The 19,274-nt window shown below is 63.9% G+C and carries 14 protein-coding genes; 4 read left to right on the top strand and 10 right to left on the bottom strand.

Annotated elements, in window-relative coordinates:
• Both EOA32_RS16275 and EOA32_RS16270 read right to left on the bottom strand, forming a co-directional pair.
• Window positions 1–416 (bottom strand): amidohydrolase family protein (locus EOA32_RS16275; RefSeq protein WP_145971306.1); only part of this gene is annotated, 416 nt, incomplete at its 3' end.
• A 30-nt stretch (window positions 417–446) separates the two neighbouring features.
• Window positions 447–812: a RidA family protein gene (locus EOA32_RS16270; protein ID WP_067318812.1), complete on the bottom strand. Its 366-nt coding sequence runs from the start codon at window positions 810–812 to the stop codon at window positions 447–449.
• 198 nt (window positions 813–1,010) lie between these two features.
• On the opposite strand from EOA32_RS16270, the gene EOA32_RS16265 reads away from it, so the two are divergent.
• On the top strand, window positions 1,011–1,496 hold the full coding sequence (locus EOA32_RS16265) for a hypothetical protein (protein ID WP_128372301.1): 486 nt from the start codon (window positions 1,011–1,013) through the stop codon (window positions 1,494–1,496).
• 96 nt (window positions 1,497–1,592) lie between these two features.
• On the opposite strand, the gene EOA32_RS16260 is transcribed toward EOA32_RS16265, so the two are convergent.
• The gene (locus tag EOA32_RS16260) at window positions 1,593–1,847 is read right to left on the bottom strand and encodes a hypothetical protein (protein ID WP_095778770.1); all 255 of its coding nucleotides are present in this window, start codon (window positions 1,845–1,847) and stop codon (window positions 1,593–1,595) included.
• A gap of 208 nt (window positions 1,848–2,055) precedes the next feature.
• Between EOA32_RS16260 and EOA32_RS16255 the strand changes: the two genes are divergently transcribed.
• The 3 genes from EOA32_RS16255 to EOA32_RS16245 all read left to right on the top strand — a co-directional run bounded on the left by EOA32_RS16255 (window position 2,056) and on the right by EOA32_RS16245 (window position 11,512).
• A complete protein-coding gene (locus EOA32_RS16255; protein ID WP_128372300.1) occupies window positions 2,056–3,555 on the top strand; it encodes an ATP-binding protein in 1,500 nt (499 codons plus the stop codon).
• Window positions 3,556–3,695: 140 nt separating this feature from the next.
• On the top strand, window positions 3,696–9,419 hold the full coding sequence (locus tag EOA32_RS16250; RefSeq protein WP_245499298.1) for a HAMP domain-containing protein: 5,724 nt from the start codon (window positions 3,696–3,698) through the stop codon (window positions 9,417–9,419).
• Window positions 9,420–9,442: 23 nt separating this feature from the next.
• On the top strand, window positions 9,443–11,512 hold the full coding sequence (locus tag EOA32_RS16245) for a response regulator (RefSeq protein WP_128372298.1): 2,070 nt from the start codon (window positions 9,443–9,445) through the stop codon (window positions 11,510–11,512).
• A 9-nt stretch (window positions 11,513–11,521) separates the two neighbouring features.
• Here the strand turns inward: EOA32_RS16245 and EOA32_RS16240 are convergent, their stop codons facing one another.
• From EOA32_RS16240 to EOA32_RS16210, 7 genes are all read right to left on the bottom strand, one after another.
• Window positions 11,522–12,508 carry an ABC transporter permease gene (locus tag EOA32_RS16240; RefSeq protein WP_067003946.1) on the bottom strand — a complete coding sequence of 329 codons (987 nt, stop codon included), beginning with the start codon at window positions 12,506–12,508 and terminating at the stop codon, window positions 11,522–11,524.
• A complete protein-coding gene (locus EOA32_RS16235; protein ID WP_128372297.1) occupies window positions 12,505–13,491 on the bottom strand; it encodes an ABC transporter permease in 987 nt (328 codons plus the stop codon). Before EOA32_RS16235 ends, EOA32_RS16240 begins: the two co-directional genes overlap by 4 nt.
• Complete coding sequence (locus EOA32_RS16230; protein ID WP_128372302.1) at window positions 13,488–15,035, bottom strand: sugar ABC transporter ATP-binding protein; 1,548 nt, start codon at window positions 15,033–15,035, stop codon at window positions 13,488–13,490. The genes EOA32_RS16235 and EOA32_RS16230 overlap by 4 nt, the downstream gene beginning before the upstream one ends.
• A gap of 153 nt (window positions 15,036–15,188) precedes the next feature.
• On the bottom strand, window positions 15,189–16,223 hold the full coding sequence (locus EOA32_RS16225; RefSeq protein WP_128372296.1) for an ABC transporter substrate-binding protein: 1,035 nt from the start codon (window positions 16,221–16,223) through the stop codon (window positions 15,189–15,191).
• A gap of 69 nt (window positions 16,224–16,292) precedes the next feature.
• Entirely contained in the window at window positions 16,293–17,207 is a 915-nt protein-coding gene (locus EOA32_RS16220; protein ID WP_128372295.1) for a sugar phosphate isomerase/epimerase, read from the bottom strand.
• A gap of 18 nt (window positions 17,208–17,225) precedes the next feature.
• On the bottom strand, window positions 17,226–18,761 hold the full coding sequence (locus EOA32_RS16215) for a mannitol dehydrogenase family protein (RefSeq protein ID WP_245499297.1): 1,536 nt from the start codon (window positions 18,759–18,761) through the stop codon (window positions 17,226–17,228).
• Window positions 18,758–19,274, bottom strand: a 517-nt coding sequence (locus EOA32_RS16210) for an oxidoreductase (RefSeq protein ID WP_128372293.1), incomplete at its 5' end; no start/stop codon positions are given. The genes EOA32_RS16215 and EOA32_RS16210, both read right to left, overlap by 4 nt.

The following is a 19,274-nucleotide window of genomic DNA, read 5'->3' as shown; positions in this document are numbered from 1 at the left end:
AGGCATTCGCCGACGGATACCGTCTCGGCGAAGCCGAATATGCCGGCAAACGAGATGTTGACGTAGGCAAGGATGCGGACCTTCGAACGCTCAATGACATGGCGGCGAAACCCCAGGAAATTGCCGGCGCCGGCGCTGCCGGCATCGATGAAGGTGGTGGTGCCGCTCTTGGCGGCGAGACGGTCAGCGTCGACGCCGAGCGAGGTGCCGCCCCAGTAGACGTGGCTGTGCAGATCGACGAGGCCGGGAGTGACGATGCAGCCCCCGGCGTCGACCACCTCACCGGCGGTCTCGCTATCGATGGCCGCTTCGATCGCGGCGATTCGACCATCGGCGACGGCGATGTCGCGCGGCGCATCCAAACCGGAAGCCGGGTCGATCACACGGCCGCCCTTGATCAACAGGTCGAACTGCATTCCGCGCCTCCGTTGTTGTCCTGGCCCCGATCAGACCGGCCGGTAGGCGACGGCCTCGATCTCGATCTTGATGTCGATCATCAGGCGCGACTCGACGGTGGTGCGCGCCGGCGGGTCGTTCGGGAAGTGCCTGGCATAGACTGTATTGAACGCGCCGAAATCGCGGGCGTCCTCGAGCCAGACGGTGGTCTTCACCACGTCGTCCATGGTGCATCCGGCCAGCGCCAGCGCAGCCTTGACGTTTTGCAGCACCTGCTCGGCTTGGTCAGTTATGCCGCCCTTGACTACAAGGCCGTCGCTGCCCACCGGCACCTGGCCGGAGACATAGACGAAATCGCCGGCGCGGACGGCAGGCGAGAGCGGGACATGCGATTTTCCAAAGCACTGCTTGGGCAAATGAATCTCCTGTTGTCGAGCGTAAGGACCGTTCTTGCAGCCGTCTACGCTTGTAGAGGTGATCCTCCAAGAGGCAATGTCGGAAAGCAACATTTTTCCGAAATTCATGTTGCTTTATTACAAATCGTGAGCATCCTGCACCCCGAACCGGCGATGCGACCGGTGGGTTGCTGATCGAACGCAAGGGGAAGAACCAACATGACCTTTGACAAGAATCCGTTTCCGGAAGGCGATGCCGATCGCCATGCGTTGTGGGAAATGCTGGTGCGGCGCGACATCGACGCCTTCCTCGGCCAGGACTGGTCGTTGGTCGAGGACGACTTCATTGCCGAAAGCTTCTTCGGCATGCATGCGCATTTCCTGCCCAATGCCGACGCCTGGCGGCTGCAGTTTCCCAGGCTGGAAGTCTATCGCGACGAATGGCTGCGGCAGGCCAAGGAGACAGCCGCGACGGAATTCGCCGAGCCGCTGCGCGAGGCGATTTTCCGCGTCACCAACCTGCGCGACATCGACGTCGACGGCGATCGTGCTGTGCTGCACAAGAAGTTCGACGGCTCGATCGCCAAGGCCGACGGCAGCGTCGATCGGCTCAAATGGCAAACGCTCTATTTCTGCCGCAAGGTCGGCGGGCGCTGGAAGATCGCCGGCTTTGTCGGTTATATGCCGCATCCGCTCGGAAGCTAATGCATGTCGCCCGGATGTGTGCGCGTTTTGGGACACCGACATCCGCCAAACAAGGATTTGCAGCGCCTCGCCTGAATCCTTTTCAGAGTAACGAGGTTAGGACAGGCGCGGCAACCGCTCATCGGGCGAGCGGTGATCGAAGACGACGCCCATGGTCTTACCAACAGCGGCCATGACGATCAGTTCGACCAGATGGTCGTCGCTGTCCCCGCAGGCGGGGTCCGATTGGCGGATGGCATCGAGCATTGCCCGGGTCGAAACGGTGTCGCCGGCGCGAAATTTCGAAAGAGCAGACGAAACAATGTCTTGCACCGTCAGGTCTACGACGGGCACCTCCGCAGCGACGTTCATAAGCCTCCTCCTGCCATGAACCCCTCCCTCAAGGGATGATACGCCGATCAGGAGATTGCGCCAGCGAAATGGTGGTCGGACCAGTTCAGCTGGCGATGGCCTGCCGTTAAGTGTGGAACATCGCGCCGAGCCCTTGGCCCCGTGCTCGACGCACCGCGCGTCGGTTGCTAAGTCCCTCCCGCGCAGGGAGACTATCCGAGTCGAGAATATGACGGTTGCGATCGAGATGGGGCAGACGTCGGCAGGCGCGCCGGCGGCCCTCGACCTTGAAGAGCTGCTGGCGACCCGCCTGCTGGTGCAGGGCAATTCGGGCTCGGGCAAGTCGCATCTGCTGCGCCGGCTGCTGGAGCAGAGCGCGCCCTGGGTGCAGCAGACCATCATCGATCCCGAAGGCGACTTCGTCTCGCTCGGTGAGCGCTACGGCCATCTGGTGATCGACGCCGAGGATCATACCGAGCGCGGCCTGCAGGCGGCCGGCGAGCGAGCGCGCATCCACCGCGTCTCGACAGTGCTAAACCTCGAAGGGCTCGATGCCGAGAACCAAATGCGGCGCGCCGCAGCCTTCCTTGGCGGGTTGTTCGAGGTCGCGCGCGACCATTGGTATCCGATGTTGGTGGTGGTGGACGAGGCGCAGCTCTTCGCGCCTGCTGCTGCAGGCGAGGTCTCGGATGAGGCGCGCAAGCTTTCGCTCGGCGCCATGACCAATCTGATGTGCCGCGGCCGCAAGCGCGGGCTCGCCGGCATCATCGCCACGCAGCGGCTGGCGAAGCTCGCCAAGAACGTCGCGGCGGAGGCCTCCAACTTCCTGATGGGCCGCACCTTTCTGGACATCGACATGGCGCGCGCCGCCGACCTGCTCGGCATGGAGCGGCGGCAGGCGGAAGCCTTCCGCGATCTCGAGCGCGGGCATTTCATGGCGCTCGGTCCGGCGCTGTCGCGCCGCCCGCTCAGCGTGCGGATCGGATCGACCGAGACGAGCCCGCGCAACGGCACGCCGCGGCTGATGCCGCTGCCCGAAGCGACGCTTGAAGATGCGCGCGCCATCATCCTCGCGGCACCGCCGCCGGAGACGGTCCGGCCGCAGCGCCGGCCTTCGCCCGACCTGCTCGATCAGTTGATGGCGGCCAAGGCTGCGCCGCTCGACATCCGCCCCGAGCCGGCCGAGCCGCAGCCGAGCGCCGAGGACCTCGCCGAGCGGCGCGGGCGGATGGACCGTATCCTGCGCGCTATCCTGGCTGAGCCCGATGCCGGATTCCGAGTCATCGGCGTGCTCTATCAGGAGTTCGTGGTCCGCTGCCGAATCGAAGGACTCGCTTCGGTGGTGCCCGACCTTTCGGAATTCCGACGCATGCTGACGCGCGCCCGCGCCGGCGTCGGCTCGGACATCGCCGAGGACGACGCGTGGCGCGACGTCTCCGTGCGCGCATCGCTTCTGCCGGAGGACATGCAGGGCGTGTTCATGATGATCGCGAGGGCGGCGAAGGAAGGCTGGCCCTGCCCGAGCGACGCGGCGATCGCCCGCGCTTATGGCTCGCATTCGCTGCGTCGCGCCCGGCGCCTGCTCGATTACATCGAGGAGCAGGGGCTGATCGTCTGCCAGATCGACGGTGCTGGCCGCCGCACGGTGACGCTGGTCGAGCTCGCCTGGGCAACGGCCCCGGGCGATCCGAATGGCGGAGAAGAAGAGCCGGGCAGTTCGGCTGCATAAGAATCCGGCCTGAGCGTCTCTACGGCAAGCTTCGCCACATCTGATTAACCACCTGTTCAAACAGGCACGGAACCAAACAGGCCGCGATGCGTTCTGGCCCTCGGCTTAATATAGCTGTCGGGGCAGGCGCGGAGGGGAGTGTGGGCGTTTCTCGTTCGTCAAAGGAACAATTCGATTCCCGTCAGATACTCAACGCCCTCAAAGCCTTTCGAAACGGTGACTTCTCCGTCCGCATCGAGAATTCTTATGAAGGGTTGAACGGCGAGATCGCCGACACATTCAATCAGATCGTCGAGTTGAACGACCAGATGGCGCGAGAATTTGCGCGGCTGAGCAGGGTCGTCGGCAAGGACGGCCGCATCGGCGAACGCGGCCATGTGAGGAACGCCAAAGGCAGCTGGGAATCGAGCGTCCGTTCGGTCAACGACCTGATCGAGGACATGGTGCAGCCCACCGCGGAAGTTGCCCGCGTCATCGGCGCGGTCGCCAAGGGCGATCTGTCCCAATCCATGATGGTGGAAATTGACGGCAGGCCGCTTCGTGGCGAATTCCTGCGCATCGGTAAAATAGTCAACACCATGGTTGAGCAGCTCGCCTCCTTCACGTCGGAGGTGACGCGTGTGGCGCGCGAGGTCGGCACCGAAGGCAAGCTGGGCGGTCAGGCACGCGTCAGGGGGGCGGCGGGCACGTGGAAGGACCTGACCGACAATGTCAACGCGATGGCGACCAATCTGACCAGCCAGGTGCGCAACATTGCGGAGGTGACCACGGCTGTCGCGTCTGGCGACTTGTCGAAGAAGATCACCGTCGACGTGAAGGGTGAGATCCTCGAACTGAAGAACACCATCAACACGATGGTGGACCAGCTCAACTCCTTCGCCTCGGAGGTGACCCGCGTCGCGCGTGAGGTCGGCACCGAGGGCAAACTCGGAGGCCAAGCCCGTGTCGAGGGCGTTGGCGGTACTTGGAAAGACCTCACCGACAGCGTCAACCTGATGGCCGCCAACCTGACCGGCCAAGTCCGCAACATCGCCGATGTGACGACGGCGGTGGCTTTGGGCGACCTCTCCAAGAAGATTACCGTCGACGTGAAAGGCGAAATTCTGGAACTGAAATCGACCATCAACACCATGGTCGATCAGCTCAACTCATTTGCCGGCGAGGTGACGCGCGTGGCGCGCGAGGTCGGCACGGAAGGCAAGCTCGGCGGCCAAGCACAGGTGCGCGGTGTCGCCGGCACCTGGAAGGACCTGACCGACAACGTCAATTCCATGGCGGCGAATCTTACCGGTCAGGTGCGCAACATCGCCGAAGTGACTACCGCGGTGGCACTGGGTGACCTCTCGAAGAAGATCACCGTCGATGTGAAGGGCGAGATCCTGGAGCTGAAGAACACCATCAACACGATGGTGGACCAGCTGAACTCCTTCGCCTCGGAAGTCACCCGCGTGGCACGCGAGGTCGGCACCGAGGGAAAGCTGGGCGGCCAAGCTGAAGTCCGCGGAGTCGGCGGCACATGGAAGGACCTGACGGACAACGTCAACCTGATGGCCGCCAATCTGACCGGGCAGGTGCGCAATATCGCCGATGTTACCACGGCCGTTGCCAGGGGCGACCTTTCGAAAAAGATCACCGTCGATGTGAAGGGCGAAATCCTCGAACTGAAGAACACCGTCAACACCATGGTGGACCAGCTCAATTCCTTCGCGTCGGAGGTCACCCGCGTGGCGCGCGAAGTGGGCTCGGAAGGCAAATTGGGAGGTCAGGCGCATGTCGAGGGCGTCGGCGGCACCTGGAAGGATCTGACCGACAATGTCAACGCGATGGCCGGCAATTTGACCGTGCAATTGCGCGACGTCTCCAAGGTCGCGACCGCAATCGCCACCGGCGACCTGACCCAGAAGATCACCGTCGACGCCTTGGGCGAAATCCTGCAGATCAAGGACGTCATCAATACGATGGTGGACCAGTTGAACTCCTTCGCCTCGGAGGTGACGCGCGTCGCCCGCGAAGTGGGTTCCGACGGCAAGCTCGGCGGACAGGCGCAGGTACGCGGCGTTGCCGGCACCTGGAAGGACCTCACCGACAACGTCAACGCCATGGCCGCCAATCTCACGGGCCAAGTGCGCAACATTGCGGAGGTGACGACCGCCGTCGCACTCGGCGATCTGTCGAAAAAGATCACGGTCGATGTGCGCGGTGAAATCCTGGAGCTCAAGGACACCATCAACACGATGGTGGACCAATTGAACTCCTTTGCCTCGGAAGTGACGCGCGTGGCTCGCGAGGTCGGCACCGAAGGCAAGCTCGGCGGTCAGGCACAGGTGCGCGGCGTTGCCGGCACCTGGAAGGACCTGACCGACAACGTCAACTCGATGGCCGAGAACCTCACCGGTCAGGTTCGCAACATCGCCGAAGTTACCACAGCGGTGGCGCGAGGCGACCTGTCCAAGAAGATCACCGTCGACGTCAAAGGCGAGATCCTGGAGCTGAAGTCGACCATCAACACCATGGTCGACCAGCTCAACTCGTTCGCCGGCGAGGTGACGCGCGTGGCTCGCGAGGTCGGCACCGAAGGCAAGCTCGGCGGTCAGGCTCGGGTGGAGGGTGTGGCCGGCACCTGGAAGGACTTGACCGACAACGTCAATCTGATGGCGACCAATCTGACCAACCAGGTGCGCGGCATTGCAGACGTCGTCACCGCCGTTGCCCAGGGCAATCTGAAGCGCAAGCTTGCGGTCGATGCCAAGGGTGAGATCGCTTCGCTGGCGGACACGATCAACGGCATGATCGAGACGCTGGCGACCTTCGCGGATCAGGTGACCAACGTGGCTCGCGAGGTCGGCATCGAGGGCAAGCTCGGCGGCCAGGCCAGGGTGCCGGGCGCCGCCGGCCTGTGGCGCGACCTGACCGACAACGTCAATCAGCTGGCGGCGAACCTGACGACCCAGGTCCGGGCCATCGCCGAAGTGTCGACCGCCGTGACCAAGGGCGACCTCACCCGCTCGATCAGCGTGCAGGCCTCCGGCGAGGTCGCGGCGCTGAAGGACAACATCAACGAGATGATCCGCAACCTCAAGGACCAGACCTTGAAGAATGCCGAGCAGGATTGGCTGAAGACCAATCTCGCCCGTTTCTCGCGCATGCTGCAGGGCGAGCGGGACCTTGCCACGGTTTCGCGGATGATCATTTCCGAGCTCGCGCCGCTGGTGAACGCGCAATATGGCCTGTTCTACGTCACCAATCGCGACGAGGAAGAATCCTATCTGGAACTGGCCGCGTCCTACGCCGCCGAAGGCAAGGCCACCGTCCGCCAACGGGTCGACTTCCGCGAAGGCCTGATCGGGCAGTGCGCCGCCGACAAACGGGCAATCATGCTCGATGACGTCCCATCGAGCTTCCTGCGCATCACCTCCGGCCTGGGCGAGGCCCCGCCGGCGAGCGCCATCGTCCTGCCGGCATTGTTCGAGGACGAGGTCAAGGCGGTTATCGAACTCGCTTCGTTCAGCCGGTTCAGCGATACGCACCGCCTTTTCCTGGAGCAGCTCATGGAATCGGTCGGCATCGTGCTCAACACGATCGCCGCGACCATGCGCACGGAAGGGCTTCTCAAGCAATCGCAGCTTTTGACGTCCGAACTGCAGTCGCGTCAGACCGAGCTCACCAAGAAGCAGGAAGAGCTTCACGCCACCAATGAGGAGCTGCAGGAAAAGGCGCAACTGCTCGAGAATGAAAAGAAGCAGGTGGAAAACAAGAACCTCGAGATCGAGATGGCCAGGCGGGCTCTGGAGGAGAAGGCCGAGCAACTGGCGCTGACTTCCAAATACAAATCCGAATTCCTGGCGAACATGAGTCATGAGCTGAGGACGCCGCTGAATTCGCTGTTGATCCTGTCCAATCTGCTTGCGACCAACCAGCAGGGGAATCTGAACGACAAGCAGATCGATTTCGCGCGTACTATCAACTCGGCAGGTACCGACCTGCTCAGCCTCATCAACGACATACTGGATCTTTCCAAGATCGAGTCCGGCACGGTGTCGATCGAAATCAACGACATGCCGCTCGCACACCTGCGCCAGCATATGGAGCGGACTTTCAGACAGCTTGCGGCTGACAAGGGGCTCGGCTTCACCATCAAGATTGAGCAAGCCCTGCCTGACACGATCCGCACGGACGAAAAGCGGCTGCAGCAGATCGTGCTCAATCTGCTGTCCAATGCCTTCAAATTCACGTCCAACGGCGAGGTGATGCTGAACATCCATGCCGAGAGAACCGGCCGCAAAAACGGTGCGGCGCCGCCCCGGGCACTGGCGATCGCCGTTACCGATACCGGGATCGGCATTCCGGAAGACAAGCAAAAGCTCATCTTCGAGGCGTTTCAGCAGGCCGACGGCACGACCAGCCGCAAATATGGCGGCACTGGCCTCGGCCTTTCCATAAGCCGGGAAATCGCCCGGCTGCTCGGCGGTGAGCTGCGCGTCGAAAGCGAGCCAGGCAAGGGATCGACCTTCACCCTGGTCATCCCCTTCGACGGCCCGCGCAGCAGCAGCCTGGCGGCGCCGATCGAGCTTTCGCCTGCCGAAGTCATCGCGGCGGGCGTCCAGCCAGCAGACACCTCGGTTACCCCAGAACTTGCGGACGATCGTGACTCGATCAATCCCTCGGACAGGGTGGTGCTTATTGTCGAGGACGACCCGACTTTCGGAGGGCTGCTGCTCGGTCTTGCTCGATCCGCCGGACTGAAGGGGGTGCTTTCAACCGCCGGCTCCGGCACGCTTGCGCTGACCCGCAAGCTGATGCCCGATGCCATTACGCTCGATCTCGGCCTTTCAGACATCGACGGCTGGGTGCTTTTCGACCTTCTGCGGCATGACCAGAAGACCAGGAGCATTCCGATCCATGTCATCTCCGGCGCCGAAGATCTCGAAGTGCTGACGCGCAGGGGCGCTGCAAGCGTTTCGAGCAAGCCGGTTTCGGCCGGCGAGCTCGCCCGCGTTTTCGAGGAAATCCATTCGCGGAACCTGAGGGTGCAGCGCAACGTGCTGATCGCCGATCCTGACCCCGAGCGCCGCCTGGCCCTGGTGGAAGCCATTCGAGATGGCATCACCTCGGTCACCGCGGTCGGTCGTGTCGCCGCCAACGTGGACGAGCCGGGCGCCGCCGCTTATGACGCGATTGTTTTCGGGTTTGGGCGTTCGGCCAAGGACAACGCCCAGATGCTCGACGAAATCGTGTCTCAATTCAGCGACGCTCTACCGCGCCTGCTGTTCTTCACGCCGCACCCGGACGCGTTTCTGCAGCAGGTCGCGCTGCATCCGGCACTGGGCGATGTCCCACGTGCCGATAACTTCGGCCAGCTCGGGCTCCTGATCTCGGCGGCACTGCCAAGCGACACGCAGAGCGAACAGATCTTGGCCACCGAGCAGGTCGACAATGCCGATCTCGCCGGCGCCAAGGTTCTGATCGTCGACGACGACATTCGCAACATCTACTCGTTGACCAGCGTGCTGGAGACTTACGACATTGATGTGCAGCATGCCGAACGGGGCCGGGACGGCATCGCGTTGCTCGAAGAAACACCCGACGTCGATGTCGCCTTGATCGACATCATGATGCCGGAAATGGACGGCTACGAGACCATGCGTCGGATTCGGGCAATGCCGGCGATAGCCCACATCCCATTGATCGCGGTTACCGCCAAGGCGATGAAAGGCGACCGTCAGAAATGCCTGGACGCCGGCGCATCCGACTACATCGCCAAACCGGTCGATCTCGATCTGCTGCTTGCGTTGCTGCGGGTTTGGATCGGTCGCGCGCGAGCGCGGGCTGAGCCCTTCGCGCCGGCATTGATGACCGCCATCTGAAAGCACTCCGGCAGGTAAAAGGAATGGCCGCGATCGAGGCAGAAAGAAGCGAACCGGTCGAAGGATTGCGGGCACGCGTTCTCGCGGTCGATGACGACGAACGCAATCTGCTTGCCATCGCGGAGGTGCTTGGCGAAGTCGGCGAGGTCGTCTGCGCCCAGTCGGGTGAGGAAGCGCTGCGCTTCCTGCTCAAGGAAGATTTCGCCGTCATCCTGCTCGACGTGCTCATGCCGAACCTCGACGGCTACGAGACGGCCACGCTGATCCGCCGGCGTGAACGATCGAAAAACACGCCGATCATCTTCCTTACCGCGATCAGCAAGGAAGAGGCGCATATGCTGCGCGGCTACGACGTCGGCGCTGTCGACTACCTGTTCAAGCCGTTCGACCCGGTGATGCTTCGCTCCAAGGTCATGGTCTTCGTCGATCTTCATGAGAAGACGCGCGAGATCGAGCGAAACGCGGCGCGGGAGCAGCGGCTGCTCGAACAGGCGCTGAAGGCCAAGTCGGACAAACTCGATGCCGAGCGGGCGCTGCGCCATTCGGAAGCAAGGCAGGAGGCGATTCTTGCCTCGCTTCCGATCTGTTTTCATGCCCGCTCGGCTGAGGCGCCTTTCGCCGCAAGCTACGTCTCGAAAGGCGTCGAGCGGCTGACAGGGTTCCCGCCGAGCCGTTTCCTGTCGCATCCGGATTTCGGGCTCAGCCGGGTTCACCCCGACGATCGCGAGGAGGTAAGCAAGTCGCTTTCGGCCGCATGCGAGACGGGGTCCTATGGCTGCGAATTTCGCTGGCGGTGCGCCAATGATGAATATCGCATCTTCTTCGATCGGGGCGTGGTTTCCAAAGATGACGCTGGGCTCGAGTTGCTTGGCACCATGCAAGACATAACAGAGCAACGCCGCCTGGAGAGCCAGCTGCTGCAGTCGCAGCGGCTCGATGCGATCGGCAAACTGACCGGCGGACTCGCCCATGACTTCAACAATCTCCTCGCGGCGATCCTGTCCGGCCTAAGCCTGCTCGAGCGACAGCTGACGCTGGACGGCAACGCTACCAAGATCCTCGACATGACACGCCGCTCCGCCGGGCAAGGCAGGGATCTCGTCCAGCGCATGCTCGCTTTTTCGCGACGCCAGGACCTGAAGCCCGTGGCAGTACCCTTGTCGAGCCTTGGGGATACGATGAACGGGTTGGTTGCCCCGGTCCTTGGAGGCCTCGTGCGCTTCAAGTGGCTGGTGAGTTACGACACATGGCCCGTGTATGTGGATGCGGCGCAGCTCGAGCTCGCCTTGATGAACCTCATCTTCAATGCGCGAGACGCAATGCCTTCGGGAGGCACGGTTCTCGTCCGAACGAGCAACCGCAGCGTCGGCCACGCGGGCGACGAACTGCCGGCCGGCGACTATGTGGTGGTCGCTGTCGAGGACACCGGGACCGGAATTGCCGGCGACATGATAAGCAAGGTGGTCGAGCCGTTCTTTACAACCAAGCCGATCGGGAAGGGCACGGGGCTGGGTCTCAGCACCGTCTATGGTTTCGCCAAGCAGTCGGGCGGCACGCTCAGGATAGAGAGCGAGGTGGACCGCGGCACCATCATAGAACTGTGGCTGCCCCGATCCAATCAGCCGCAGGATGTCACCGAGGCTATCGCTGTTGCCGGGGCAGAGGCTGTCGAGGCTGCCGACGCGGAGCGCGCCACGGCGGTTGGCGAACGATCACTGACCGTTCTGCTCATCGATGACAGCCACTCCTTGAGAGAAATGACGGCCATGTCGCTCAGGCAGTCCGGCTTCGAGGTCGTAGGAGCCTCCGGCGGAGCCGAAGCGCTTGCCGCCATTGAGAGAGAGCCGGATCGATTCGACGTGATCGTCACCGACTTTGCCATGCCCCTTATCTCGGGCATAGACGTGATCCGGTTTGCCCGCAATCTGCGTGCCGGCTGGCCCGCGGTTATGATCACCGGCTATGCGGATGCGGAGAAAATCGTGGAGCGCCCCCTCGATGTCGCGCTCGTCGGCAAGCCGTTCGACGAAAAGGACCTTGTTGTGGCCATACATGCCGCAGCGCGTGGCAAGCTAATCAACGCCTCGGCATAGCTTCCCCTGTTACCTGTCCTCGATGATCCTCAAATAGGCCGCGGTCACGAACAGCACGATGAAGCCGAAGAGGATGCGGCGGCCGCCTTCGGGCATATGCAGGATGGTGAGCAGCGTCGTCAGCACGGTCAGGATCAGCGCGCCGACAATGGTTCCCATATAGCCGCCGCGGCCGCCGAAGATCGAGGTGCCGCCGATGACGGCGGCAGCCACCGAAGGTAGCACCAGCGGCTCGGCGAGCGACAGCGAGGGCGCCTTGATCAGGCCGATATAGAGCAGGCCGGTGATGCCGGCGAGCAGGCTGGAGATGACATAGAGCGCCGTGATCACCTGCCAGTAGCGGACGCCCGAAAGCCGTGCAGCGCGCTCATTGTCGCCGACGGCGTAGAGCAGGCGGCCGAAGCCTGTACGGTTCAAGGTGAAGACGATCAGCACCGCCACCGGCACGAACAGGAAGAGCGCGTTGGGGAAGCCGTAGGTGAGACCGGTGCCGAGCCAGTTGAGGAAATCCGGAATCTTGGCGCCGGAGGCGATCACGGTGCGCTGGTAGACCTGCAGGAAGCCGGTGCCGATCAGGCTGGTGCCGAGCGTCATGATCAGCGGATGGACGCGGAAGACGCCGACGCCGACGCCGTTGACGAGGCCGATCAGCACCGCCGGCAGCATGGCGAGGATGAAAGCCACCGTCGGATCCTGGTTGACGATTTGCGTCGCCATGATGAAGGCGCTCATCGTCGCCACCGTGCCGACCGAGAGGTCGATGCCGCCGGTGAGCATCGTCATGGTCTGACAACCCGCGAGGATTGCCAGCGGAATGGCGAACTTGGCGGTGTTGGCGATCCAGCGCTCGTTGACGATCCCGGGGCGAAGAACCTGCAGGATCAGCACCAGTATGACGAGCAGGATGATCAGGGGAATGAGCGGCCGATCCGCCATGAAGCGCTTCAGGCGGCGGCCGAGCGAGACCGGCTGGGGCATGGTCGCGCTGTTCGTCATGGTGTTGCTCCTGCCGGGCGGCCCCGGATGGTGATGAAGGCGCCGAACATCACCACGGCGACCATGATCGCGCCCTCGATGATGGCCGTGACGTTGGGATCGATGGCCAGAAGCGTCAGGTCGGTGCGCACCAGCCTGAGCACGAAGACGGCGATGATCGGCCCGAGCAGCCCTCCCTTGCCGCCACCGAGCGCGACGCCGCCCAGCACCACCGCCGCGACGCTGGCCAGCAGATAGGGACCGGGGATCGGCGCGCCGATGCCGGTGCTGACGGTGAGCGACAGCCCGCCAAGTGCTGCGAACAGGCCGGAGAGCGCGTAAGCGACGATCCTGGTGCGGGCCACCGGCACGCCGCTGCGGAAGGCGGCGAGCTCGTTGCTGCCGATGGCGTAGATGGAGAGGCCAAGCCGCGAGCGCCTGAGCGGGATCCAGATGACGAAGAGGCAGACAAGCAGCAGCACCAGCGCCTTCGGGACCCAGGCATCGGCCCAATCCGGCAGGCCGGGGATCGGCATGGTGCCGACGACGGTGGCCTTCAGCCACTCGGCGGCTGCGCCGCCGGGCGCGTCAAGCACCAGGAGCGCCGCGCCTTGCAGGACGAATAGCGTGGCCAAAGTAACCACGATATCCGGCACTCGGGTCACGACGATTAGGAGGCCGTTTAGCGCGCCGAGCACAAGGCCCATGGCCAGCACGAAGGGCACGACGAAGTACGCATACTCCTCGCTGGCGCCGTTCATCATCGAGGCGGCGGTGACGCTGGTCAGCGCCATCATGGCGGCCACTGACAAGTCGATGCCGCCGGCGATGACCACCACAGTCTGCGCCGCGACGGCGAAGGCGTAGGGCAGAACCGCCCGTGCCAGCGAGCCGAAGTCGCCGCTGCCGTAGCCCGGCTGGATCAGCTTGGTGACGACGAACAGGAATACGAGCAGGGCGAGCAGGCCGGCGACCCAGCCCTGGCGGCGCAGGAAGCGCATCATGGCGCGGTCTCCGCCTCGGACGTTGGCCTGACATCGGCAAGGATGCCGACATCCGCCCTGGCGCCGCGCGGCAGGCCGTAGGCGGCCCGCATCAGAGCCGGCTCGTCGGCGAGCTCGACCGGGAAGGTGTCGACGACACGACCGCCGAAGATGACGATGACGCGGTCGCAGACACGCTGCACTTCCTCCAGCTCGGATGTGTAGAAGAGGACCGATTTGCCGAGGCCGGCGAGCTCGCGCAGCAATTTGTAGATTTCCTGCTTGGTGCCGACATCGATGCCGCGCGTCGGGTCGAAGCAGAGGATGGTGCGGGCATCTGCCGCGATCCAGCGGGCAATCGTCACCTTCTGCTGGTTGCCGCCGGAAAGGCGCTGGACCTCGCCCTGCGCGCGGGTGTCGATCTGCAGCCGGGCGATGGCGCTTGAAACCACCATATGCTCGCGGCGCACCTTGATCGGTCCCCATTTGCGCAGCGCAGCGCTGAAAGGCAGCGCGATGTTCTCGCGCACCGAACGCTGCATGGCTAAAGCCTCTGTGCGGTCACCCGGCACGTAGGCGAGGCCGGCCTGGATGGCATCGCTCGGATGGAAGAACTTCACCGGCGCGCCATCGACGGCGATCGTGCCGCCAGCCGGGCGGATCGAGCCGGCAAGGGCGGCGAAGAGCTCGTCCTGGCCCTGGCCCTCGAGCGCGACGACGCCGGCCACCTCGCCATTGGCGAGATCGAAAGAGACGTCATGCAGCTTCGTGCCGAGCTGCAGGTTGCGGACCGAAAGCCGAGGGTGGCTGTCCTTCACGACCGGCGCTTCGCTTGCCGTGCGCGCCGCGGCGACGCTGGTCTTCTCGATACGGGCGCCAAGCATCATCTCGACGATCCTTTCCTCGACGCCGGGCTCGATGTCGACGACGCCGACGGTTGCGCCGTCGCGCAGCACCGTGGCGCGGTCGCACAGCGCCGAGATCTCGACGAAACGGTGCGAGATGAAGATGACCGAGCGGCCGCTGTCGCCCTGGCGGCGAACGACTTCCAGCACTTTTTCGGCAAGGTTGGCGGGCAGTGCGGCCGTCATCTCGTCTAGCAGCAGAACGTCGGGCTCAGCGGCGAGCGCGCGCGCCAGGTCGAGCACACGCAGGACGGCCAGCGGAATGTCGCGCGCGGTCTCGCGTATGTCGAGGTTCGGAATGCCGAGCTCGCGCACCCAGGCGCGGAACGGCTCGACCGGCGTGCCAGTGAGCCTGAGATTGGAAAGCACATCGAGGTCAGGGATCAGCGCCGGTTCCTGGTAGACCGGCAGCAGGCCGGCGCGACGCGCGGCGGCCGGAGAGCGGACATCGCGAGCTTCGCCGCGGATCAGGATGCGGCCGGCATCCGCCGGGATCGCACCGGTCAGGATCTTAACAAGGGTCGACTTGCCGGCGCCGTTGGCGCCCATCAGCGCATGCACTTCGCCCGGCAGCACCGATAATGATGCGTCACGCAGCGCCGACACCGCGCCGTAATTCTTCGCCACGCCGGTGGCGTCCAGCAATGTATTGTTCGGCAATTCGTTCGTCGTCAAAACCAGCGTTCTCGCATCAAGCACCGAGGACGGCAGGTTCGCACCTGCCGTCCCGGCGACCCTATCTGCCGCAGCTCCTTATCGCAAAACCGTAGGATGCTTTTTGCGACATCTGCGGAGTTGAAGTCGCTCAGGCGACTATTCGCCCGGACCCTTGCAGGCGACGATCTGCTCCTTGGTGTAGGTGGTCCAGTCCGGGATAGAGATCGAGACCGGCCATTCGGGGCTGAGCGACGGGTCGGCGGCCGCCTTCAGCTTGGCCTTGCCTTCCTCTGTAACATTTTCCCAGAGCTGCGGCTCGACCAGAACGGTTTGCTGCGCCGGCTTCTTGCCGTCGAGGATCTGCAGTGCGAGCGTGACGCCGGCGCCGCCGATCGAGCCGGGATTGGTGACGGCAGCGCCGACCAGACCCTTGACCGTGTTCAACTGACCGACGAAGCCGGCATTGTCGGCGCCGACAACCGGCACCATCGGCGCCTGCTGCTCGACCAGAGCGTCGACGATGACGTTGTCGATGCCGGAGGTCCAAATGCCGTTGATCGGCGTTCCGGTGGCGAGGAAGGACAGGATCTGCTGCTTGGCCTGGTCCTGCTGCCAGCCGGTGAAGACTTCCTGCGCGACCTTCACGTCGGGGAATTCGGCCAGCGCCTTCTTGAAGCCCTTGTCGCGGTCGCTGTCGGCGGAAGCACCGGCGGCGCCGCGCATGTACAGCACCTCGCCCTTGCCGCCCATCTGCTGGAACAGCCACTTGGCGCCGAGATAGGCATACTGTTCCTGGTTGTTGGAGATGATGTATGCGGACGGCTCGGTCACCGCCTGGTCGACAGCGACGACGACGATACCGGCCTTGGTGGCTTCCTCCAGACCGGCCTTGATGCCGGCCGGATCGGCCGGGTTGACGACGATGGCGTTTACCTTGGCGCTGATCAGATTGCGGATGTCCTCGAGCTGGCCGGCGGCGTCGGTGTTGCGGTGGGCGATGTTGAGCTTCGCCACTTCGCCGGAGGCGAGCGCCTGGGCCTTCATGGCGCAGATCATTTCCTCACGCCAGCCATTGCCCTGCACGGTGTTGGAGATGCCGATCGTGTATTTGCCTTCGGCGGACGACACGCCCACCGAGGCAAGCAAGGCAGCGCAGGCAAGCAGCGGGGCCATGGTCAGGTATTTCTTCATTTCAGTACTCCTCCACATTGATTTCAGTTCCTGGGCTCCGAAGCGATCGAAGCCTAGCCGTTTGTCCCCTCATTTGACGAAGGGGCGCAGCACGTCGCGAGCCAGCAGAAAACCGCGCTTGACCTTCTCGTCGCTTCCCTCGAACCGGCGGTCCTCATGCTCGATGACCACCGGCCCGTCATATCCGGCCCGGTAAAGGCCCGAAAAGATGCTGCTCCAGTCGATGTCGCCAAGCCCCGGCATGCGTGGCACCTGCCAGCCTATGCCTGCGGAAAGGATCCCGCGCTCATACAAACCATCATGATCGATCATCAGGTCCTTGGCATGCACATGCAGCATGTGCGGGCCGAACTCGCGGATGAAGCGTTCCTTGTCGATCATCTGCCAGACGAGATGCGAGGGGTCGAAATTCATGCCGACGTCGCCGCCCCAGGCCTCGAGAATCCGGCGCCAGACATAGGGCGAATAGGCGATGTTGTGTCCGCCCGGCCATTCGTCATAGCTGAAGATCATCGGGCAGTTCTCGAAGGCGAGCTTGACGCCGTGCTCGCGCGCGTGGGCGATGATCGCGGGCCAGATTTTCTGCGCGGCCTGCCAGTTGTCGTCGACAGTCTTCGAGGCGTCGCCGCCGCAGAAGGTGTTGACGAGCGAGACACCCATTCGGCTTGCCAGCACGATCACCTTCTTCAGGTGATCGATCACCGCATCGCGATGCGCCTGATCGGGATGCAACGGATTGGGATAGAAACCGAGACCGGAGATCGTCAGGCCCTTGCCGGCGAGCTCGGCGGCAATGTCCTTGGCTTGCGCGGGGGAGGTGCCGGCGGCGTCGATATGGCTGGTGCCGGCATAGCGACGGCTGGCGCCCGAAGTCTTCGGCCAGCAGGCGATCTCGAGCGCTTCGAAGCCGGCCGAGTTCGCCCAGTCGGCGACATCGCCGAGGGCAGTATCCGGAAATGGTGCCGTGAGCAGTCCAAGCTTCATGATGCCTCCCGCTTCGTACTATGCAGATCGTGCTGGTCGCTTCAACCGTGCATCTGTTGGGTCAGCGCACACATGTCTGACAAAGGCCATCGGATCATCTGACAGCAAACCATCGAGGCTGGTGACGACATTTGCATGGAACATGTCGCTGGCGGCAAGTGACGGATGGAAGATGGCTTCGACGGCAAGGATTGCATTGGCAAGAGATTTGCTGTCCGAACCAACGCGGTCGGCGATGGCCGCAATCTTTTCGGCAAAAGGATCGGACACCTGCCAGGCGCGGCCGAAGCGCGACGATGCCTTGATCAGATAGGCCATCCAGCCCGCGACCGGAACCGACAGCAGCGCGATGCTTTGGCCCTTAGCCAGGCGATCACTGACCGGGTTGAGCAGGCGCTGGACGATCTTCTGCGAGCCGTCGGTAGCAATCTGGTGATTGCGGTGGCGGATCGCCGTGTTGGCGAGGCGCGAAAGGCTTTGCTCGACATAGGCCGACGGCGAGATGCCGGGCACGGGCATCAGCGTCGGCAGCGTCTCTTCCGTCAGCATGCGGCGGACGAAGGTGGCAAGCAACGGGTCGGCCATGGCATCCGATGTGTGCTCGAAGCCGCCCAAAACGCCAAGATAGCTCAGCGTCGTCTGGGCGCCGTTCAGCACCCGCATCTTGAGATGCTCGAACGGCGTGACGTCGTCTACGAAAGCGGCGCCGATGCGGTCCCAGCGCGGCACGCGGCCGGCGAAGCGGTTCTCGATCACCCATTGCCGAAAGCGCTCGCCGACGACGACGGCGCTGTCGCGATAGCCGAAGCGCTGCTCGACCGTCTCGATATCGGCCTCGGTCGTTGCCGGCGCGATGCGGTCGACCATGGCCGAGGGGAAGGCCACATTGGCGGCGATCCAGTCCGCCAAGCCGTTGCCGCGCCGCTCGGCGAATGTCTGCACGACATTGCCGAGGATAGTGCCGTTGGCCGGGATGTTGTCGCAGGAAAGCAGCGTCACCGGGCGGCCATGCGAGCCCATGCGCAGCTCAAGCGCTCGTGCCAGGATGCCGGGCACGCTGCGCGGGGCCTCAGGGTTGGCGAGGTCGTGGACAATGTCGGGATGGTCTAGGTCGAGCGCGCCGCTCGACGGGATGTGGCAATAGCCCTTTTCGGTCACCGTCATCGTGACCATCTCGATATCGGGCGAGGCGAGCACCTCGAGTGCGGGCGCGGCGCTGTGCTGGCTGTCGACCACGCGGACGATGCTGCCGATGACGCGGGCCTCGACCTCGTTGTTCTGACGGATGAGCCGCGTATAGAGGCCGTCCTGCCGGCCGAGCGTCGCGGCGAGCACGGGAGGCCGGATGTTGATGCCGACCAGTCCCCAGCGGTCGAAATCGTCCGCCAGGAGGTCATCGGTGTATTCAGCCTGGTGGCAGCGGTGAAAGGCGCCGACGCCGATATGGGCAATGCCCGGCTGCAGCGCCGAGCGAGCGTAAGCCGGTCTGCGGACTTCAGGCGGCACAACGCCGAGCAGGGCGGGGCCGAGATTGGCGGAGGGTGAGATGCTCACCGGTTCGCTCCGATCACCCATTGCTCCTGGTCGATCAGCGCGCCGGTCATCGGCCCGGCCGCGTCGGAAAGCAGGAAGACGGCGAGGTTCGCTACGTCGGTAACGGAGAGTAGCCGGCCGAAGGGCTGCGCGGCATTGGCCGCGTCTAGCCAGCCCGGGCCATGGCCGAGCGTTTCGGCCTGCATCACGCGTTCGGCGGGCGTGTCGGTCCAGCCGACATTGATGCCGTTGACGCGGATGCGATCGAAGCGGTGCGCGTTGGCGGCATTCTTGGTCAGCGTCGCCAGCGCGCCCTTGCTGGCGGAATAGACGGCGAGGTCCGGCGCGCCGCAATGCGCATTGATCGACAGGATGTTGACGACGGCGCCGCCTTGTCCGCGCTTTTTCATGTCGGCGATCGCCGCCTGCATCAGGAAGAACGGCGCACGCGCATTGACGGCGAACAATGATGTCCAGTCGTCGAGGCCGGCATCGACGAAGGAGGCCCGGTCGGTCAGAGCCCCTGCATTGACC

The sequence above is a fragment of the Mesorhizobium sp. M1A.F.Ca.ET.072.01.1.1 genome, assembly GCF_004023325.1.
Taxonomy (GTDB): domain Bacteria; phylum Pseudomonadota; class Alphaproteobacteria; order Rhizobiales; family Rhizobiaceae; genus Mesorhizobium.
This window is presented reverse-complemented; position numbering and strand designations above follow the sequence as displayed.